We start from the raw sequence: 20,926 nt of genomic DNA, 5'->3' as shown, positions 1-20,926 counted from the left end.
TGGCATTCTCAAGATTTTTGCTTATTAATGGAGCGTTAATTAATGATTAAACAACCACAAAATTCTTTTCGGTGAGTGATAATCCAGCAGATAGTTGGGCAAATTGTACCTGAGTAAACCCAGATGCACTGCCATCAAGGTCAAAGAACAGTCCACCTGTAATATTGTCATAGATAAATCGTTGAGCAGCAGTGGTTGCAGATGTGCCGATGGTAAACTGATTTGCAAAGACTGAAGGTGTTGCTAAGTTGCCACCAAAACCAGCAGCCGATACCTGAATCAACTCATTAGTGGCGTTGAAGTCATAAAGACTATCAATGCCCCCATTGTAACTATTGAAAGCAAAGGTATCAGTACCATTACCGCCAGTGAGGCTATCATTGTAACCACCTGTGAGGGTATCATTGCCATCACCCCCATTAAGGAAGCTTGAACCACTAAACCCATCAATAATTAAGTAATCATCACCAGCGCCACCGTTGAGCGTGTTATTACCTGACGCACCAAAGGCACTTAGAGAATCATTGCCATCGCCACCAGAGAGAAGGTTATCACCTGTTGAATTGTCAATATTCAATGTATCATCACCAGCGCCACCGTTGAGCGTGTTATTGCCTGATGTGACGATCTTGCTATTATTGTATTTGTTGTACAGGAAACTAGAGCCGGAGAGATAATCATTCCCATCGCCACCAGAGAGGAGGTTATTACCTGATGAATAGTCAATATTTAATGTATCGTCACCAGTACCACCATTGAGGGTATTATTGCCTGATGTGACACGATACAAAATGTTGAAACCGTAGTAGTAGCCGTCGTCTTCGTAGTAGCCAGAAGCGGAGAGAGAATCATTACCGTCGCCACCATTGAGGAGGTTATTGCCTGATGAATAGTTAATATTTAACGTATCGTCACCAGCGCCACCGTTGAGCGTGTTATTGCCAGAAGCGGCGAGGAATCCTCCACCGTAATACTCAAAGGAGCCAGAGCTGGATAGAGAATCATTGTCATCGCCACCATTGAGTAGGTTATCCCCTTGTGAAGAGTCAACATTTAAGGTATCGTTACCAGCAGCACCGTTGAGGGTGTTATTGCCTAAACGAGGAATGCTTGCTCTGATAGCATCTTCCGCGCCAGAGGCAGTAAGAGAATCATTGCCATCGCCACCATTAAGTAGGTTATTCCCTGTTGAAGCGTTAACATTCAAGGTATCATTACCAATGCCTCCATCGAGTAAATTATTCCCTGTTGAATAGTCAGCAGCCAGGTAATCATCACTAGCACCACCATTAAGAGTATTATTGCCTGAAGCACCAAAGATGTCTTGATACTGTAAGCCAGAGGCAGTAAGAGAATCATTGCCATCGCCACCATTGAGTAGGTTATTGCCTGTTGAATAGTCAACACTCAAGTTATCGTTACCAGCACCACCGTTGAGGGTATTATTACCAGAGGTGCCAATGGTAAAGCTGTTGTTGTCGCTAGAGGCATAGAGAGAATCATCGCCATCGCCCCCAGACAGCAGGTTATCGCCTGTTGAATACTTAACACTCAAGTTATCGTCACCAGCGCCACCGTTGAGAGTGTTATTGCCAGAAACATAATAATAGCCATCATTATAATCACCGTTGACTTTCTGTAATCCAGCCGCAAAAAGAAAATCATTGCCATTGCCACCATCAAGCAGATTATCGCCTTCTGAATAGTTAACATTCAAGTTCTCGTCATCAGTATCAGCAAGGATGCTATTATTGCTCGTACCAGCAACGAGAGTATCATCGCCAGCGCTACCGATGAGAGTATCATTCCCCATGCCACCTCTCAAAAAGTCGTTGCCACTTAAGCCGTCAATGATGTCATCACCCCCCTGACCATTTATGACATCATCTGAGTTTTTAAAGCCGCTAACATTATTGTCGAGGTCGTTAAGGAAAGTGACTGTGTTTTTGTTGAAGATAGTGCTTTGGGTGGAGTTGGCATTGAACACATCAAAGCTGTCAGTGATGCTAGTTTGTCCATCAAAGAGGATATTGCCCAAGTCTACAGTGGCTCCTGTAGATTTGCTCAGGTTATCCAGATTTTCCAAGGCAAAGTTTTGCAGGATGACTTTGGTAGAATTTATCCCATTAAAGGTGATTTCCAGATTGCTACCATTCTGAATGAGCAGCATATTCTCGGCAGTGAAGCCTGCACCTTGAAATTTTAGGGTGTCCACTTCGGTAATAATTGCTGCTGTTGGGTTTGTTCCTTTACCTACTCCACCGAAATCAGTGATAGTATCTATGCCGAAGTTGAGGTTTGAGTATATGTCGTCGCCGAAGTCGTAAACAAATCTATCTTTGCCACCACCACCAATCAGGGTGTCGTTGCCCTGTTTAGCGGTGATGCTATCGTTGCCTGCAAGACCCTTAATTGTGTCTGCGCTGTTAGTGCCCAGGAGGGTATCATTCCCGTTAGTTCCAATAATATCTGCCATAATCTTTACCTACCTAAATCATTTTTTGGCGTTGCTGATTCCATGTATGAAAATGATTTTGCATAATACCAAAATCCTTGTAGAGACGTAGCAGTGCTACATCTCTACATCTCTACATCTAGATTCATACTTCAATTCAGCAACGCCCATTTTTTTCAGTAACTAAACACAAAATTCTTTTCGGTTAGTGACAATCCAGCAGATAATTGTGCAAATTGTACCTGAGTAAATGCAGAGTTACTGCCATCTTGGTCAAAGTACAATGCACCTGTAATATTGTCATAGATAAATCGTTGAGCGATCGCTGTTGCAGATGTGCCTATGGTAAACTGATTTGGCTCAAGTGAAGGTGTTGCTAACTCTCCACCAAAACCAGCAGCCGATACCTGAATCAATTCATTAGTCGCGTTGAAGTCATAAATAGTATCAATGCCTTCGATGTAATTATCGAAAGCAAAGGTATCAGTACCAGATCCTCCAATTAGGCTATCATTACCTTTGTCACCATTACCTTTGCCACCTTTCAGGATATCGTTACCTGTACCGCCAATAATCGTATCATTGCCACGATTGCTACCATTGTCACCCAAACTCCCAAAGAGCGTATCGTTGCCATTGCTCCCTACAATCAAGTCACCGTAGTCTGTACCTGAGATATTTAATCGTTCAATATTCTTGTAACTAACTCGATTCGTACCTGCGGTAATTGAGCCAATGTTAGTAGTGGCATCAAAAGTCGAAGTGATTCCCTCGGTAAGATTATAGTCGATAAAAATAGGATTATAGGACAACAAATCGTCACCTGTACCCCCATTGATCGTGTCCTTACCAACGCTCACATATATCTTATCGTTGCCATCACCCCCATCTAGGAGATTATTGCCTGTTGAAAAGTATGTATTCAACTCATCGTCACCAGCGCCACCGTTGAGGGTATTATTGCCAGAAGCGGCTTGGTATGGGCGACCACCAGTTGGGTAGCCAGCTGCTGAAAGATAATCATTGCCATCACCACCATTGAGTAGGTTATTACCTGTTGAATAGTCAGCATTCAAGTTATCGTTACCAAGACCACCAATGAGAGTGTTGTTACCACCTCTAATGCTAGAATAGCCATAAACCAAAAGATAATCATTGCCATCGCCGCCATCGGCTAGGTTATCGCCTGTTGTGTTGTAAAGAGTCAAGAGATCGCTACCAGCACCTCCATTGAGGGTATTATTGCCTGAGGTTCCACCATCAGCATCATCGGAGAAGGTTCTGAGAGAATCATTGCCATCCCCACCATTGAGGAGGTTATCGCCTTTTGACAAGAAAATACTCAATATATCGTTACCAGCACCACCGTTGAGGGTGTTATTGCCTAAAGAGAGATAGACGCCGTTTATGTAGTAGTTCTTGCCAGAGGCCAAAAGATAATCATTGCCATCGTCACCATTAAGTAGGTTATCGCCTGTTGAAGCGCTAACATCTAAGGTATCGTTACCAACGCCTCCATTGAGTAAGTTATTACCTGTTGAAAAGCTAGCATCCAAGTTATCGTTACCAGCGCCACCACAGAGGGTATTATTCCCTGTTGAAAAGCCAGCATACAAGGTATCGTTACCAACACCACCAATGAGAGTATTATTCCCCGCGCCACCACGCAGCAGGTCGTTGCCACTTTTGCCGTCGATTTTGTCATTACCACTCTGACCATTGATGACATCATCTGAGTTGTCAAAGCCATTGACATTGTTATCTAGGTCGTTAAAGAAGGTAACTGTGTTCTTGCGGAACAGGTTGTGTTGGGTGGAGTTGGCATTGACCACATCAAAGCTATCACTGATACTGGTTTCCCCATAAAACTGGATATTGCCCAAGTTAACAGTCGCTCCAGCAGATTTGCTGAGGTTATGCAGGTTTTCCAGGGCAAAGTTTTGCAAAATGATTTTTGCATTTGGAATTTCACTTTGAAAGGTGATTTCTAGATTGCTGCCATTCTGAGTGAGGAGCAGATTTCGGGCAGTTAAGCCAGGACTAAGGAATTTGATGGTGTCCACTTCGGCAATAACTGCTGCTGTCGGATTTGTGCCTTTACCCACACCACCGAAATCGGTGATAGTATCAGTGCTAGCATCGGAGTTAAAGTTGTCATAAACAAATTGATCCTTACCACCGCCACCAGTCAGAGTGTCGTTGCCTGCAAGACCCTTAATGGTGTCTGCTAACTCGCTACCCACGAGAGTATCATCACCGTTGGTTCCAATGATATTTGCCATAATTTTTACCTACCTAAATCAATTTTTTTAGTAACTTCAGTTCTCAATAGACATCTCCAGAAATTAATTATGCGTTACCTGAAACCCTTGTAGAGACGTTGCAATGCAACGTCTCTACATTCATTTTCACCAGATGTCTAATCTTGAGTTTAGTGGTGTTTTCAGGCACAAAAATTAGCTCCAATTTGACGTTTTCGGCATATTTTACACGCCACCTTTGAGGAACAATAATATTTATTGAAGATTTAGCCTTTTACTGGCTTGTACGTAGTGAGATATTCTCCGTAGATATCTAGGTTGAAAATAGAGAACATCTCAATTAGCCTCAAAATAGTCACATAGTTAATATTTTACTTAGATGTCTATAGTTAAATAATTGTCTTTGCATACTCTTCATATCATTGGTTAATAAATGTATATTATAGATACTGAACTTTGTCTATTCTTCATATTAGACATCTTCAGAAATTAATTATGCATTACCTGAAACCCTTGTAGAGACGTTGCAATGCAACGTCTCTACATTCATTTTCACCAGATGTCTATTGTTTTATTTTCTCGGTGCGATACCTGCGGTGCGCTAAAATCCTAGAGGTTAGCAAAACTACAAACGCAGAGATGATCCGACTTAGCCAACAACACTTGCAAACTATCCGCACCCATGCAGAAAGCACCTATCCAGAAGAGTGCTGTGGTATGATTTTGGGCTATTTGGCTGATGGGGGTAAAATTGTGGTAAAAGTCATACCAACAGAAAATGCCTGGAATACAGAAGCGGCGGCTGAGTTTGCAGGGGAATACACAACAGATAGTAAAAGACGGCAATACACGATCGCACCCGAAGTTATGTTAAAAACACAAAGGGAAGCACGCAATAAATCGCTCAACATTATTGGCATTTTTCACTCCCACCCAGATCATCCTGCTATCCCTTCAGAATGCGATCGCCTATACGCTTGGCAAGGATACTCGTATATAATAGTTTCCGTTCAAAACGGCAAAGCTGGCGAACTCCTAAGCTGGAGCCTTGATGATACTCATCATTTCCAAGCAGAGGCTATTGAAAATATAATTTAACAGCTTAATTTCAGGTGTTGCTGAATTGAAGTATAAAATGAAATTATCAAATAGATATTTGTTGAAGAATTAAACTTTATCTTAAAATGGCGATCGCTATTTGATTAAAATATTTTAATGTTAACGTTTTTTACTTATGATGTAATCTAAGAACATCTATAGGAATCCGGTTTGATTTATGAAAATATCCGTAGGATGTGTTAGCACAGAGAGTACGGCATCAAACCCTTGATAATAGTGCGTTACGAACTCCGTTCTAACACACTCTACAACACCTAATTTCGTTCAAAAATCAAATAGTAATCCTATAGTTTGATATTCTTAGATTAAATTTTATGCTGATGTTTTGCTTAAGTTGACAGCGATGGGCAATGCCATGCCTTTACGAGAAATCTATATTTATCAAGGTTTTCGTGAATTACTATTAACCCAAGCGTATTAAACCAATTCGCAATTCGCAATTCGCAATTCGCAATTCGCAATGGGCTAACGCCCCGCTCCGCTAACGCAATTCGCAACTACGTTTTGTGACGGGGATTTAGACCCCGACACAAAACGTGCTGCCTATCTTGCTGGGGACTTAAACCCCCAAAGTTCGTTAAACTATGATACAGTTTTAGCATTTTCACTAGATGCTTCCTTAGTAGTCGTCTTTAAACGTGTTGCTCTGCTTTTGCGGATGCGATCGCTTTTGCGAACACCACCCGCCATTTGATATTCATGGCTATCTTTGCCGTATTTAAAAGCAACTCCAAGGAGCATTTTTTCTATCAAGTCGCTCAAAGTTGTTTCCAACTCTTTCATCTCATTTTTGTAAGAGTCAATCACAGCTAGAGTAGTATTATAAGCTTCTATTTTGTTACGATACTGCTGAATTATTTGTATGATATTTTGCAAATTGCGAGCATCGCCAAAATCCATACTCGGATCAATTGCTTTGAGTCCAGACATTCTTAATTCAGCTTTTTCTAAAACGCGATATGTACGCTTTTGACGAGGCATAATTATCTTCTTTTTATGGTGTTCTAGAGCTAGCTTGCCTTACTAAAGCTTAGTTTTGGTTGAGTAAAATCCACAAAGATTGGTGTTGAATGTAACGATAGCCTCAGCAATATCAACTAAAAATATGATCTTTGTAACGAAAATCTTAGTGGTGGTAAGTAAATTCGTAACAATGTAACGAAAATTATGATGTTTGTAACGAAAATCGTAGTGGTGGTAACTAAACTCGTTATTTTAGTAACGAATTTGTAATATTGTAACGAAAATTATGATGTTTGTAACAAAAATCGTAGTGGTGGTAATTAAATTCGTTATTTTAGTAACTTAAAGCGCAATATTAGTGGCGCTACGCTATTCTGTCATTAACACAAATAAATGCGTGAGCATAGACTGGAGTAGGCGATCGCTAATACAATTGGAGTATTAATTGTATTAGCGATCGCTGACAAATAGCTACAAGTTGTCTCAGTTTCAACAATAACACCCAATATACCGTCAGAATTAGATAAAGGTGAACGCGAAACAATTGCCTTAGCACTAGAAACTGAAGAACGGCAAATTTTGTTAGATGAGCGTGAAGCACGCCAAGTAGCTAAAAGTTTGGGATTACAAGCAAGTGGAATAGATATTCTCTTATTAACAAAAAATAGAAAGATAATTTTACAAGTGCGACCCCTATTAGATGCCATGATTAATACTGCTTAATATTGGGTAAGCCGCAGTCTTTATGAACAAGTCTTACGACAAGCTGGAGAATTAATAGACTGATGAGCAAAAAATAGGCAAAATTAACTATTTGTCACACATTGCTCTCTCATGTTTTTTGGTTTTGTGGCAAATTGGGTAGATGCGATCGCACAGTGTTGTAGAGAACAAGCTTGTTATCAGACAATAATTACCATAAAACAAGAGAATGTGATTAATTTACCTGATAATATCCCTGATTTAATCCTGGCACATCTCAACCAACTTAACTGCGATCGCTTGGAAACTGAACCAAATAGTCCAATTTCCTAAGAGATCCCATTCGTTATGGCTTAGTAATCCTTAAAACAACATTAATGATTGACACTCTAAGTATATACGCAGTAAGATCAATCAAGTAGCACCTAACGATAGAGTTAATCAAAATAATTTTCCCAGACAATAAGAGACGAGCAATATTAAAGATAATTTGGATAAAACACATGAACACCAAAATTATTGCTTTCTTAGGGATTACGGCAGCCTTTGCAAGCTTAGGAAGCCAAGTATACGCACAGTCACCAACATCAAGCTCAAATCTAGAGCAATACAGATCAACTGGTAATTCTCTCATTGGAATTGATCAAAGAACTGCCCAAGAAGACTTTAAAAGCTTTTTTGAGCAAACTAATCCAGCAAGCATCTCCAACAATAATAGAAGAGACAATAAAACTCCAGTCAGAATACAGTTTAACGAATCATTATCACAGCCAGACAGTTCTGTTTTATTAGCACCGGCTCAGTCTGGGAATGAGAATGATGGATTGCAAGTGCAGTTAGATATAGGGAGAGAATAATGAGAGAAGAATTAGAGAAATAGCACTGCTATTTCTCTACAAGGGTTCTAGATAACGCACATATTTGGCTTAATATTAGGAAATGCGATCGCATTTCCTACGGGCGTTGTGCGCCATCGCACATTTTGAAGGGCGAATGCATTTTTGGGCAAACAAAGTGCTAACTAGGCAAAGATAATGCCTCGCCGCAATAGCAACAGATGAGCATCAATGGTTAAATTTCCGCCGTTACCCTTACCCTTATTACTAGAGAACTCTTGCATAAATATATTGTGGTATGATTAAAGGTTATTTTAATTTCAGTTCTTGGCAATTAAAATAGTCATAATTTATCAATTTCTTCGATTAAGTATTATTTAGTGATCGCTAACTAAATAAATTGGCAGTAGAAATCGTTTCAGTAAGAGGTTCATTCTAAAAGCTGAAAGCGATGATAGGAGAGGGGCAAGGAGAAAACTATATTGCATAATAGCCGAAAGCGCTGTAAGATTTAAAAATCTTGCATTGACAATTTTTTGAACTCTAAAAAGTTTAAATCACCGAGTCAAAAACTTGTTGTGCGGTTAGATTCAACTGCAAAAAAGTAGGAGACACTATAAGGTTTGTTCCTCTAAAGGGTGTCATTTGATATTCACCATCAATAAGTTCACAGACAAAAATAGTCGGAACTTTGGGACTACCAATAAATACACGTCCACCCAAAGCTGCATAATCCACAATCCAATATTCAGGTATACCCATAGCTTCATAGTCACGAAGCTTATCATAATAATCATCCTGCCAGTTGGTTGACACTACTTCAACTATTAGTTTGACCGAACTAGCATTATGGATAACTGATTCTTTCTTCCAGCGCGTTTCAGTATCGATAGTTTCTTGATTTAAAACAATAATATCCGGTTCGTACCCTGATTTATCTCGGTATGGTTTAATAATGGATTCTTTTGGTATAGTCCAGATACCGCGTTTACCCATCTCTCTAATTGTGAACAGTAATTCTTCAATCAAAAAACCAGCCAAATCAGAATGCTCCCCTTTAGACTTTGGCATCTCCACAATCACCCCATCATGTAATTCGTAACGTACTTCTGAGTTTTCTGGATACCATTCGATAAATTCATCGAAGGTCAGTAGCTTTAGTTCCGATTGTGTTTGACTCATAAAAGTTACTGGATTTATTTTTACTCCTACTGTAAGAACTGCCTAGAACGCATAATTCTCACAAAATCGCGTTGTTCCTATATTATCTGTGAATTTCTCTTGACTGGGCTTGATAAGAGGAGTAAGTCTTGTCAAGAAGAGAGTTAGCTCCTTCAAAAGTTTTTATAATTTCAGGCGTGACTCGTGAGGTATGCACTTTGCCTGATTGAACACCTAAAACTACATCTCCATTTTTCTGTTGGATAGTCAAATCTTTGCGCTCACGTCTCCTGATAAAATCTGCATTAATGTCTGCAATGGTGGTGAGCCAATTCCTTCAGAGGTTTTGTCAAAGCTAATGCAGCCGTTCTTTTCCACAAAACCAAGCGGTACTGGGTTGGGGCTTGCCATTAGCAAACGTATCGTCAATGCTCATGGTGGAGAATTATCCATTGAATCTGACACCGTGACAGGTACTAAAGTCAGCGTTCAATTACCTCTGGTTGTTCTTGGGAGCCTTTAAATGGATGGTATTTTTGACGGCTGGAGCAAATGAAGACACAATTTAAAGAGTTTACAATTTTGTCAAGTGGCGATCGCATCATACCATTTCACGAAATTATTGATACAGATTCTTGCTCGCCCTGCAAGAATCTGTATCAATCTTAAAATGAAACGGTATTACTATAGAACATAGACTTATTCCTTCCCATTTGCTCCCTCATGGTTTGTTTGCAAAAAAGGTGACAGTTCTTTATTTAACTTACCAGCGCGGACAAACTCAGCATAAGTATCAGCTTCAATTGCCAGCAGTTCCCCTCGCAGTTCTTCGGTTGAAAATTCTTGCAAATTTGGGTATTCATCAAGTAACTTGTCAATTTCTTCTTGCAAACAAGTAATTTCACTTGCAAGCAGCGTCTTCTGGTAGCGATAAAACTCTGGCTCAATTCCCGGACGGTTTTGTGCTGTTTCTAAATATTCCAGCGCCCGTTGGAGAGCAACTTGACGGGCAATTGCTTCGGTGTATTGTTGACGTAGCGGTTGCGAACCTAAAAGTTGGAGTTTTTCTAATAATGGTTGGATGGTTAAGCCCTGTACTAACAGGGTAAATAAAACTACTCCAAATACAGTGGCAATAATTTCTTCCCTTTGCGGGAGTATGGCTGGTACACTCAAAGCCAGGGCAATGGAGACAGAGCCGCGTAGCCCACCCCACGTCAATACAGTTTGTTCAGATAAAGGAATTTCGGATTTAGCTAACCAGTTGCTAAGACTACTTAAAGCATAAATAGATACTGCCCGTGCCACAATCATCGCCACAATTGTGACTGCAATACTTTTTAGGTTATCTCCTAAGACAGCAAAGCGAATTTGATCGCCAATTAAGAGAAAAACAATCGAATTTACAAAAAAAGCAAGAAATTCCCAAAATTCAGTCACAATGATCCGCGTGCGCGGGTTCATGCCGATGCGCGAGCCAAAGTTGCCTAAAATTAAAGCTGTGGTGACAACTCCAATCACTCCAGAACCACCTAAATATTCTGTAATTAGGTAAGTGCTGTAGGCAGAAACCAGGGTAAGGGATTGTTCTACTAATGGTAAGTCGAAACGTTGGGTTAGATAGGAAATACCAAACCCAATTAGTCCTCCAACGCTGATACCAATGCCTACTACTTGAAAAAATTCGAATATTGCAGACTGTAAATCAAGTTTGGCATTACCTAACGGCAGAGCAACTAATAAGCCAAAAGCCACAACCGCCATGCCATCATTAAATAAACTTTCTCCTTCCATCAGCGTTCTTAGACGTTTGCTTGCTCCTAGTTCCCGAAATAGAGCCGTTACCGAAACTGGATCGGTTGCTGATAGACTAGCTCCAACTAATAGAGCAATGCTAAGTTCAAGTCCAGCGAATTGATAAAGACCGAATGCTACTCCAGCGATAGAAATTATTACCCCAACTATTGCATACAGACAAATCGGTAACAAATCCCGCTTTAAGTCTGACCATTTCAAATTCCAAGCAGCTTCAAACAGCAGTGGCGGTAAGAAAATCATTAGAATCAATTCAGGAGAGAGATTAATCAATCGCACATTCACGAATGCTAATCCTAATCCCACTATGACCAGCAATAGTGTATAAGGAATGCGGCGCAACCAACTAAAAATTTGTGGTAGTGTAGCAACACCCAATGAGACAGATAGTACTAGTAAAAATTGCTTGAGTTGTTCTGCAATTACGACTTCACCCGTGGTAGAATCTAATGCCATAAGGAGATTGCAGTTAAATAGAATATTTAGCATCAAGTAAATATAGAGAGATTATCAAACTCCCAACATTTTACCCTGATGGATGCTGTACTTATAGCAATCTTATCTTGCACTGTAATATACTTCTTTGGTCTGAGAATCTAGAGACTGTCACCTTTTCTTTTTTTTCAGCAAGCCCTAATTATTCCCATTCCAGGCGATCGCTCGACAGACATGACCAACAGCGATCGCCTCTCACCACATTTAACTGAATATTTCAGGCAGGAAAACATTTACCAAATGCCTGAAGTAGTTTAAGAGAACCACTAACCCGAATTTTACACCGCAGCAATGCCCAAATTAGGTTTTGTTCCTTGCCAAGAAAACCCAGCCAAGTTTTGCTATCTGCGGTGACAGAAATATCTGCTTTCCCAAGATGTCCTTCTTGAACTCGTACCATTTTATTTTGAATTGTCACTGTTGCACGACGAGACTCAGAGCCAGTGAATGTGAAATGGTAAATTGCACTCAATCCCTCTGACTGATTGCGTTGAAATAACAATGGTAATCCAAAGAGAAATCCTTGAATCGATTGAGGACGAATGCCACTGCTCACAAGCTTCACCGTTTTATTGGGAAAATGTTTGGCAACATAGTTTTCGGCATCCGATCCCGGCACCACATAGATGGTTTCGGTTTTGTCCTGCAATGGCTTGACCACATCTTTAATAAATGCTTTGCGATCGCTCAAGAATGGAGCAATTACATCTTCTCCCGCCGGACATGCCGCAATACAGTAAGCTGCTTTGTAGTTCGGCTTGAAAGACAAGCTTTGCCACATTGAGGCTGACTCAGAAGCACTGACTTTTTTTCGATAATCACTAGCACTTTTGCTGTCAGCGATCGTCTCTGTCCAATCTGTGAATCCGCCCATGAACTCGCGGTAATTATGAGTGTAACAAGCTGAAAAACTAAAGCTACCGTCAGCCCCGATCGCGCCTACAGGACAAGCCGCAACACACAATTTGCACTCAATGCAGGGATTGTAATCGATCGGGTGGGCGTACTCAGTTACTTCTGTATCGATTAAAACTGTACCGAGGGCAATGAAATTACCAAACTTGGGATGAATCACATTTCGATGAATTCCTATGTGTCCTAATCCTGCTTCAACAGCCACAGGTTTATGAGATATAACCCAGGCTTTTTTGTCTGGATAACGATCCATTTCCATTGGGAATGCCACTGACGGATTCAAGGCTCGGACACCAATCTGCGCGAATGCTTTGACGAGGTTTCGAGCTACTTCATCTGCATGGTCGTAATTGGCATGAAATTCCAGATTAGCGATTGATCGCGCTGGAGTGCGAACGTTTTCCCGATTCATGCAGCAGACAAAGCTAATCAATGTTTTGGTGGGTGGAAATACTGCCAGAATTTCGGCATGTTGGTCGGCGATCGCGGGTCGATAAATTTCCACAAATCCTACATCATCAGCACCCGCATCCAAACAAAGCGATCGGAGTGAATCAGAATTCAAAGCGACTGTGCTTGTTTTTGGGTTGTTTGTAGACTGCTCACGCCACCATCTCACGGTAGGATGGTTATCAAATTTAGCCATAGAAGCCTTTAGTATTGATAATTGTTTTTATTGGTGTCGCTCATCAGCTTTTCTCCATAGAGTAATTTTCAATTGGTTTGAATGGATAATTTATACCCAGCGACGCACTCGTGCCTTGTACCGTAAGTATTCATCGCCAAATTTACGCTCCAAGTAACTCTCTTCGCGCTGAACAACCCCGATTTGCACAATAACTAAAAGGGGCAATAATAGTAACAATGCCCAGAGCGCACCCAATAGCAACGCGATGCCGATGTAAAGCAGAGTCAGAGACAAATAAATTGGGTTGCGACTTAACCTAAAAACTCCGTCCGAAACGATCGCTGTTGTCGGACGTGAAGGGTTAACCTCTGTCTGTGCGCGATTCATCGTCCGAAAAGCTGAAGTTCCTATCAAACCCGCGCAAATAATTGCTAATACTCCCAAAACTAGTGCTACCGATCGCGATAAAAAGTCGATTGGAAACACGAAACTAAGTACTAATCCGATTAATAATGTTCCAGCATAAAGTGCTGGCGGAAAAGCAATTACTCCAGGATTATCCGATATGTCCTCTTTCATGATGAGCTACCTTTTGTAATGATTTTGCTAATAATGCTGTGAGAGGAAAGATGATTTTTTTGAATGCTTATCATCAACTGCCAACATAGAGAAATTAAGTGCATATACACTTTTTGGAGAAAAATTTTAGACTTAACGCAAGAGTGCTGTTGCTTCCACTAAATGTGCCAGCAAAGTGTTCCATCGTTGCTGTCCAAGCACTTCCTCAACCATGCTTTGAGCTTGTTTCCACAATGGTAAAGCTTTCGCTAAGACAGCTTCTCCGGCTTCGGTCAAGGCAATGATACGAGTTCGCTGGTCTTGTCCAGGTTTGGATTTTAACCATCCTTCGCGTTCAAGGGGCTTGAGATTCCTGGTTAAGGTCGTGCGATCCATTACTAGCATCTCCGCTAACTCGTTGATTGTGGCTGATTTTGCGATCGCTACAGCAGCCAGAATGGTGAACTGAGTCACTAGCAATCCGCTCGGCTTGAGTACTTCATCAAAGTGTTGTGTCATAACACGAGAAGCCTTTCGGATATTGAAACAGGCGCACGCCCAAGCCACTTGATCTAGAAGATCGGTATTGATTGGGTTAGTGTGTTTATCCATAAATTAAGTGTATATGCACTTAATTTTGATGTCAAGTGGCTGCATGAAATTTTCTGCTCACTCAGGCTAAAAACATCCCTGTTGGAACTCTGGTAAGGCAATACTACCTATGTCATTAATTTTCTCTTAGTCCGCACAGGCGGACGAGAGTTTGTGTAGCCACTGTTAGAAACGACGACGCACGGGTGCTATATTACTGCGTAAAGCTTGCCACGTCAGCGCTCCTACTCTACCATCACCAACTATTCTGTGCGATCGCTGAAATGCTACTACTGCTCTAGTGGTTCTAGGGCCATAGATACCATCAATAGATCCGTTATAAAATCCTAGCGATTGCAAGGCAGCTTGCACATCTCTCACCGGCTGTCCACGAGATGCAGGTGTAAGAAAGGGAGCTTTCACAGGAGAGTATTTTGAAAGTCTACGTTGAATTGAGGTATTATTATTCGCCTGTGCTGTAACACGTGCAAAACTAAAGGGTAACATCTCCAAAAGCAATACAGAGATTAAGCCCAATGGTAAAATTATTAAGCGCATCAATCGAATATTCATTATCTGATATCTTCTCCAAAATTTATTATTCAGGGTATGCAGTTTCAGCAACTAAAATAGGTCTGTTGCCGTACTTACCTTCTAACTCTCTTTTTACATTTAGATCCCAAGTGAAGCCATAGTCTCGCTCAATTTCAGCAACAACAAAAGGACGAACTTCACCTCTTATAGATACTGTTTGGTTTTGATTTATTGCTACTTTAGGTGGTGCTTTTAATAAGACGAGCAAATCTTCCCCACCAAATAATTGATTTTCATGTAGCGTTAGTAAAACCGGACTGCGGATATTTTCTACTTTCCCCTTAACTGCAACTTTACGGCGATAGTATTGTTCGGGATGTTGTGTTATTTGACCAGGTTGGGGTGCTAATACAATGTATCGAGCAATAATTGCAGGTTTATTGATATAATCTTTGTAAGATTTGTCATCTATATTGAGATTAAATTCTTGCTCAATTTTGGGAATTACTAAATTACGAACCTGACCAGTAACTTGGACTTTGATATTTTGGTCAGATGGTAGATCGAAAGGCGCACCTGAAGCATTGACAACTACAAGAGGATCGCCGCGAAAGAACCGTGCATCACTAACCGTAAATGAACTCAAACCAACTTTCTCAATTACTCTGCTTTTAATCGTCGCAGAGTTACCAATAAATTCCTTAGTGTTCTCAGTAATTTCCGATATATTAGTGATAGTTGCTTTTGCATTAAAAAGACTACAACTTCTCGCTACCATAGCGATCGCTACCAGGAAAACTAATACCCCTACTTTACTCAGCGCTTGTAGGAAATCTCCCCTTTGAGGATTGTCATTTCTTGCCATTCTTTTTATCTGTTTTGAGGCTATTTATGAAAAGTTTTCCTGATAGACAACGCTGTAGAATACCTTATTGTGGAATTGCTGAGGGATATACGTCTGTTGCAACTAGCACAGGTTTATTCTTGTACTCCACCTCTAGCTGCTTTTCTAAGGTTAAATCCCATTTAAGATCGTAATCCCGTTTTAGGTCAGCAATAACAAACGGACGCAACACACCCGTAACTGCAACTTTCTCGCCTTTATTGACAGTTGCTTTTGGAGTACCGGCACGGATTACTAACAAATCCTGTCCACCAAATAATTTATCTTCATCTAAGGTGAAGGAGCTAGCATTTCTAATGTTTTCCACTTCACCGGTCACTGCCAGATTTTTACCATAATATAGTTGAGGATTTGTGGTAAGTTCACCTGGTTTAGGAGCAAGTGCAATTGATTGAGCGATAATTGCAGGTTGGGTTTCGTACTCTTTGTACAAGTTTGGATCTAAGCCCAAGTTGTAATCTCGATTAATATCTGCGATCGCAAGCTTACGAACTGGCCCTGTTGCTTGAATTGTTGTATTTGGGTCAGTAGGCAAAGTGAAAGTTTTACCCGAAGCATTTACAATTAAAATTGGTTTAGCACTAAAAAATTGCTTATCGGCAATTGTGAAAGTTGATGGGCCCAATTTTTTGACGGGTATACTTCTAATTGTTACAGTTTTACCAATTAGTTCGTTTGTATTGTTTGCAACTTCTTTTGTAGTCACATTACCTTCTGGTACTGCTGCCTCTCGCTCTGAGTTGTTTGTACAAGCTCCAAGCAGCACTGTCGATAGTGCTAGAGCAATAGCTCCTTTATAACTTTGCTTAGTTTTAATAATGTCGATCATTTCAAATTCTCCATTTTGGTTGATTGATATCAAGTTCAGATGATGAATTTTTATGCAAACATCTCTACGCTTTTACGTCAGTCTTATTGAAAAATCTTCAACTGAACCTGATATTTTTGGATTACTACAAATCAAAAGTTTTGTGGTAATTCAGCATTTTAAAGCTCTCAAAATTCAGGCGGTGAGCTATCTTAATTCAAGAAGACCTGACCATTTTTTTGAATTCTTAATACACCTTGATTGTCATCGAATTTGGTTGTTTCATCTAACGAAACTGCAAGTGTCCCATTAGACGTAGACGTGGGGATAACTTTTAGCAGTCCACCGTCTTGACGTACCAAAGTAATACTGATAGGTGTTGGTAAGTTTCGTAGGACAAACTCTTGTCCACCTGCAAGATACCGAGGTTGGGTCTGACCGATTGCTTGATAAGAAATACCGGCATTAGTGTTATTTTTCAATTTCACGTCAACTGTACCTGCTGTTGGTATGATATTTGCGATCGCACTTTGCCGACTTTCTGGAAAAGGTGGTTGTATAACAGATCCTCTTCCATTCATAGGATAGACAGGAACAACAACACTTTGAGAACCAGTAGTTCGCTGTTGTCTTTCAAATCTTAAAGTTGCAGCATTAGGCGGACATCCTGCTGGAGCTAAAACTCGATCTCGGTGTGGTTCTTCATAGAAGATACTAGGACAAGGATTCACTTGGGAAATTCGCGGCTGTGCTACTGCTGATTGAGTGATTGCAGAGAAACCCATTAGCAAAGTTCCAAAAAATGTTCCAACTAATCCAACTCCTTTTAAAGAAGAATGATTTAAATTGTACATAACTAACTCCTGATGTTTGTTGTTTGACAATAATGATAGATATCTAGTGAATAACGAGAAAATACTTTAGGTTAATAAATATTTTCATTGCAATAACCGGCAAAATCAAATCACTAAAATTAATTAAATTTATTACTCTTCTAACCAATAGAGTAGGCCAAGAGAAGTAACTCCTCCAAAAAAGTGAGCGCCAATCATATTAATGTTTGCAAACATTACAAAAATATCTAGCGAACGAATGACATTTTCTGCTTGATAAATTGCAACACCTTGAGGCTGTGCTACAGCTTTACCCAATATAATTGCAACTGTCGTTTCCGAAGCAATAAAAGCTATTAATAACCCTACCAAACTCACCAGCAATCCAATTCGTAAATTTTGAATTACATCTTCCTTTTTGGGATGATTTTGAGAATTTGGCGTTTGTAAAAGTTTAGCCATTTTTCGATAACGCAAAGCCCAATAGACCCGAAAGCACAGCAATAAAATACCAACAATAGCTAAAAATATCCCAAAGCCTATACCTGCATTGCTTGTCTGAGTAGTAATGTTACGGCTAAAACACGCCAACAATACAGCAATGCCAGAAATACCACCAAGTACTAACTGTACCCAAAAACTAATTTGACTTACTAAACGCAATGTAGCAGCAAATTTTTGTTTGCTTGGTGGATGTGAAAGTGATTCTAAATTATCTATCATATATAAGATTGATACCCCTTAAGTAGATATTTTCAGAAAATATAGTAAATTGGAGCTTAATTTTATCCATCTATATAAAACCCATTAATTCACTAATTAATGTCTTTAATTTTTGAAATATCAGGTTTTTATGGGAAAGAATTTATCTAATAAAAACTCACAACTAGGTATTGACTTACTTCTAAATTAGGGAGTAAAAGTGGAAAACTAGTGGAGAAAAGGTCTTTTTGGTAAAACCTATTACTTAAGAAAGAGACTAGGAAATCTATAGATAGAATATTTTTCCAAGCATATCTACCCTAAATTTGAGATACCACAGTAGTCTTATCTCAAGCATATAAATTTTTACAAATGATTTAAGACATCTGTAGTATTATTTAATTCAGGAGTAGCTGAACTAGAAACGCCAGATTTTGTAATATACTTTAGCTCAAGGCTGCTGCTACTTGAATAGCTAGTTTCTGAGGATTAAATGGTTTACTAATTATGCCTTTGACATCTATATCTTTGAATAAACGTTCGTTATTAGTGCGTCCTCTAGCTGTAAGTAAAATCACAGGTATATGTTTAGTTATTTGATTAGCTTGTAGTTTCTCAAAAGTTGTCAAACCATCCATATCGGGCATCATTACGTCCAAAAGGATAGCATCGGGTTGAGATGATTGAGCTAAGAGTAATCCTTGATTACCTGAAGTAGCAGTTAACACCTTCCAGCCGCCCATAATTTCTAGACAAGTCTGAATCAATTGACGGATGTCATCTTCATCATCAATAACTAAGATTTGCTTAGAGGTCATTGTTATTATCTTCCTATTTTAATTATTCTTATTCCTGAGTTATTTAATTCTTTCGGTGTAATGAGGGTATTGTTTAGATATACCATTCTCTTAAGATTGATTTTTATGGTAAAACTTGAAAGTGGAAAACTAGGGTAGAAGTTTAATAAATAGATAGCATAAGCAGAAGTAATAGAAAATGTGGAGATTAACGCGATGGGCTTTGCCCCGCCTTTGGCGATTCTCCTACGGAGACGCTACGCGATGGTCTCCGACCGACCGGAGGTCATCGCAGCTACAAGGTTATAGCATTGCATTATTAACGGTTTTACTAGCTTTACTGCTGACACTGCTTCTATGGCAGCTACATAGGCTGAATTCCATTTATCCACTGTTTTTAGCTGCTGTCATGGTTAGTTCCTGGTATGGTGGCTTAAACCCAGGACTGTTAGCAACTTTTTTCTCTGCTATCGTCTGCGCCTACTTCCTTTTACTCCCTTTCTATTCTTTGTCTGTTGCTGGGTTTGGTGCGTTGGGGTTGCTTCAGTTTGTGCTAGTAGCATTGTTGATTACCTTACTTAACACTGCACTACGTCAGGCGCGATCGCAAGCTCAAATGAATGCGCGAGTAGCCCAACAAAATTACGAGCATCTACGTCAAATTCAAGACAGTCTGCGTCAGAGTGAAGAACGTTATCGGTTGCTAATAGAAGGAGTAACTAATTACGCAATTTTTATGTTAGATCCAAACGGTAACTTTACTAGCTGGAACATTGGATCTGAACGTATTTTAGGCTATCAAGAAGCAGAAATTATTGGTCAACCTTTTGAGCGCATTTTTTCACCAGAAGCAATTGAGCGCGGACAACCACAACAAGCATTGAGCAAAGCCGTAACTGAAGGTTTTTCTAAAGAAAATCGTTGGCATCTCCGCAAAGATGGGACATTTTTTTGGGCGCATTGTGTAATCACACCTTTACGAGATGAAAATGGAAATCTGCGCGGATTCTCTAAAATTATGCAAGATATTACTGAGCGCAAACAAGCAGAAGAAGAAAAAGAGCAATTGCTGCTGCGAGAACAAGCTGCACGCGCTGTTAGCGAAGCGGCGCAAAGTGCAGCAGAAGCTGCAAACCGTTCCAAGGATGAATTTTTAGCCATAGTTTCCCATGAATTACGTACCCCCATGACTGCAATTATTGGTTGGGCGGGGATGTTGCAAACGGGTGCGCTAGATGAAGCTAAAGCAACTCTTGCACTTGAGACAATTGAACGCAATGCTAATTTGCAAATGCAACTTATTGAAGACCTACTTGATATTTCGCGTATTGTTAGAGGAGAAATTTCACTCTCGATTGATTTGGTAGATTTAGTAGAAGTAATTACATCTGCGATCGAGGTTGTACAATCATTGGCAGATGCAAAGGATATTCAAATTGAAACTATACTTGACACTTCAATAGAAAAAATTTCGGGTGACTCAGATCGTTTGCAACAAGTTGTGTTAAATTTACTCACCAATGCAATTAAATTTACACCCAACGATGGACGAATTAAGGTGCAGTTGTCAAAGGAAGTAGGAAGTGGGGAAGAATTTTCCCAACCCTCAATTCTTAACTATGTTCAAATTCAAGTCAGTGATACGGGTAAGGGTATCAGTGCTGACTTTCTACCTCATGTATTTGAGCGCTTTTGCCAAGCAGATAGTAGTCATACTCGGTCAGATAAAGGACTAGGTTTAGGGCTAGCGATCGCCCGTCATATAATAGAACTGCATAGTGGCACAATCCAAGCCCAGAGCCAAGGAATGGGTCAAGGAGCGACATTTACAGTCAAATTGCCCGTTTGA

At 40.0% G+C, this 20,926-nt stretch carries 18 protein-coding genes and 2 pseudogenes; 6 read left to right on the top strand and 14 right to left on the bottom strand.

The annotated features are described in order from the left end of the window. Positions 1-46 precede the first annotated feature (46 nt). Together CDC33_RS16195 and CDC33_RS41275 are read right to left on the bottom strand one after the other, a co-directional pair. Positions 47-2,476 (bottom strand): annotated as a pseudogene (locus CDC33_RS16195) (beta strand repeat-containing protein); the annotation flags it as partial. Between the two features lie 155 nt (positions 2,477-2,631). Further along, on the bottom strand, positions 2,632-4,737 hold the full coding sequence (locus tag CDC33_RS41275; RefSeq protein ID WP_109009326.1) for a beta strand repeat-containing protein: 2,106 nt from the start codon (positions 4,735-4,737) through the stop codon (positions 2,632-2,634). A 618-nt stretch (positions 4,738-5,355) separates the two neighbouring features. Between CDC33_RS41275 and CDC33_RS16185 the strand changes: the two genes are divergently transcribed. Next, entirely contained in the window at positions 5,356-5,814 is a 459-nt protein-coding gene (locus CDC33_RS16185; protein ID WP_109009325.1) for a M67 family metallopeptidase, read from the top strand. A 603-nt stretch (positions 5,815-6,417) separates the two neighbouring features. Here the strand turns inward: CDC33_RS16185 and CDC33_RS16180 are convergent. Then, on the bottom strand, positions 6,418-6,816 hold the full coding sequence (locus CDC33_RS16180) for a hypothetical protein (RefSeq protein WP_109009324.1): 399 nt from the start codon (positions 6,814-6,816) through the stop codon (positions 6,418-6,420). Between the two features lie 477 nt (positions 6,817-7,293). Between CDC33_RS16180 and CDC33_RS42090 the strand changes: the two genes are divergently transcribed. The 3 genes from CDC33_RS42090 to CDC33_RS16170 all read left to right on the top strand — a co-directional run bounded on the left by CDC33_RS42090 (position 7,294) and on the right by CDC33_RS16170 (position 8,357). After that, positions 7,294-7,521, top strand: coding sequence for a PIN domain-containing protein (locus tag CDC33_RS42090; RefSeq protein WP_501193673.1), 228 nt, complete (start codon positions 7,294-7,296; stop codon positions 7,519-7,521). A 126-nt stretch (positions 7,522-7,647) separates the two neighbouring features. After that, positions 7,648-7,833, top strand: a complete 186-nt coding sequence (locus CDC33_RS16175) for a hypothetical protein (RefSeq protein WP_219930037.1) — start codon at positions 7,648-7,650, stop codon at positions 7,831-7,833. Positions 7,834-8,003: 170 nt separating this feature from the next. After that, complete coding sequence (locus CDC33_RS16170; RefSeq protein ID WP_109009322.1) at positions 8,004-8,357, top strand: hypothetical protein; 354 nt, start codon at positions 8,004-8,006, stop codon at positions 8,355-8,357. A 531-nt stretch (positions 8,358-8,888) separates the two neighbouring features. On the opposite strand, the gene CDC33_RS16165 is transcribed toward CDC33_RS16170, so the two are convergent. After that, positions 8,889-9,518, bottom strand: a complete 630-nt coding sequence (locus CDC33_RS16165; protein ID WP_109009321.1) for a Uma2 family endonuclease — start codon at positions 9,516-9,518, stop codon at positions 8,889-8,891. Positions 9,519-9,786: 268 nt separating this feature from the next. Here CDC33_RS16165 and CDC33_RS16160 point away from each other — a divergent pair. Next, a pseudogene (locus CDC33_RS16160) lies at positions 9,787-10,020 on the top strand (ATP-binding protein); the annotation flags it as partial. A 176-nt stretch (positions 10,021-10,196) separates the two neighbouring features. On the opposite strand, the gene CDC33_RS16155 reads toward CDC33_RS16160, so the two are convergent. From CDC33_RS16155 to CDC33_RS16110, 10 genes are all read right to left on the bottom strand, one after another. After that, entirely contained in the window at positions 10,197-11,768 is a 1,572-nt protein-coding gene (locus CDC33_RS16155) for a Na+/H+ antiporter (RefSeq protein WP_109009320.1), read from the bottom strand. Between the two features lie 256 nt (positions 11,769-12,024). After that, positions 12,025-13,368: an SCP2 sterol-binding domain-containing protein gene (locus CDC33_RS16150; RefSeq protein ID WP_109009319.1), complete on the bottom strand. Its 1,344-nt coding sequence runs from the start codon at positions 13,366-13,368 to the stop codon at positions 12,025-12,027. A gap of 90 nt (positions 13,369-13,458) precedes the next feature. Then, positions 13,459-13,929, bottom strand: a complete 471-nt coding sequence (locus CDC33_RS16145) for a methyltransferase family protein (protein WP_109009318.1) — start codon at positions 13,927-13,929, stop codon at positions 13,459-13,461. Between the two features lie 132 nt (positions 13,930-14,061). Beyond that, complete coding sequence (locus CDC33_RS16140; protein ID WP_109009317.1) at positions 14,062-14,520, bottom strand: MarR family winged helix-turn-helix transcriptional regulator; 459 nt, start codon at positions 14,518-14,520, stop codon at positions 14,062-14,064. Between the two features lie 165 nt (positions 14,521-14,685). Continuing rightward, positions 14,686-15,072, bottom strand: coding sequence for a peptidoglycan-binding domain-containing protein (locus CDC33_RS16135; protein ID WP_109009316.1), 387 nt, complete (start codon positions 15,070-15,072; stop codon positions 14,686-14,688). Between the two features lie 25 nt (positions 15,073-15,097). Next, a complete protein-coding gene (locus CDC33_RS16130) occupies positions 15,098-15,898 on the bottom strand; it encodes a hypothetical protein (RefSeq protein ID WP_109009315.1) in 801 nt (266 codons plus the stop codon). Positions 15,899-15,962: 64 nt separating this feature from the next. Beyond that, complete coding sequence (locus CDC33_RS16125) at positions 15,963-16,766, bottom strand: hypothetical protein (protein ID WP_109009314.1); 804 nt, start codon at positions 16,764-16,766, stop codon at positions 15,963-15,965. A gap of 191 nt (positions 16,767-16,957) precedes the next feature. Further along, positions 16,958-17,599 carry a hypothetical protein gene (locus CDC33_RS16120; RefSeq protein WP_109009313.1) on the bottom strand — a complete coding sequence of 214 codons (642 nt, stop codon included), beginning with the start codon at positions 17,597-17,599 and terminating at the stop codon, positions 16,958-16,960. Positions 17,600-17,731: 132 nt separating this feature from the next. Next, positions 17,732-18,301, bottom strand: coding sequence for a DUF3611 family protein (locus tag CDC33_RS16115; RefSeq protein WP_109009312.1), 570 nt, complete (start codon positions 18,299-18,301; stop codon positions 17,732-17,734). A 425-nt stretch (positions 18,302-18,726) separates the two neighbouring features. Next, entirely contained in the window at positions 18,727-19,098 is a 372-nt protein-coding gene (locus CDC33_RS16110) for a response regulator (RefSeq protein ID WP_109009311.1), read from the bottom strand. Positions 19,099-19,276: 178 nt separating this feature from the next. On the opposite strand from CDC33_RS16110, the gene CDC33_RS16105 reads away from it, so the two are divergent. Beyond that, the gene (locus CDC33_RS16105) at positions 19,277-20,926 is read left to right on the top strand and encodes an ATP-binding protein (RefSeq protein WP_109009310.1); all 1,650 of its coding nucleotides are present in this window, start codon (positions 19,277-19,279) and stop codon (positions 20,924-20,926) included.

This window comes from Nostoc commune NIES-4072 (assembly GCF_003113895.1).
Taxonomy (GTDB): Bacteria; Cyanobacteriota; Cyanobacteriia; order Cyanobacteriales; family Nostocaceae; genus Nostoc; species Nostoc commune.
This window is presented reverse-complemented; position numbering and strand designations above follow the sequence as displayed.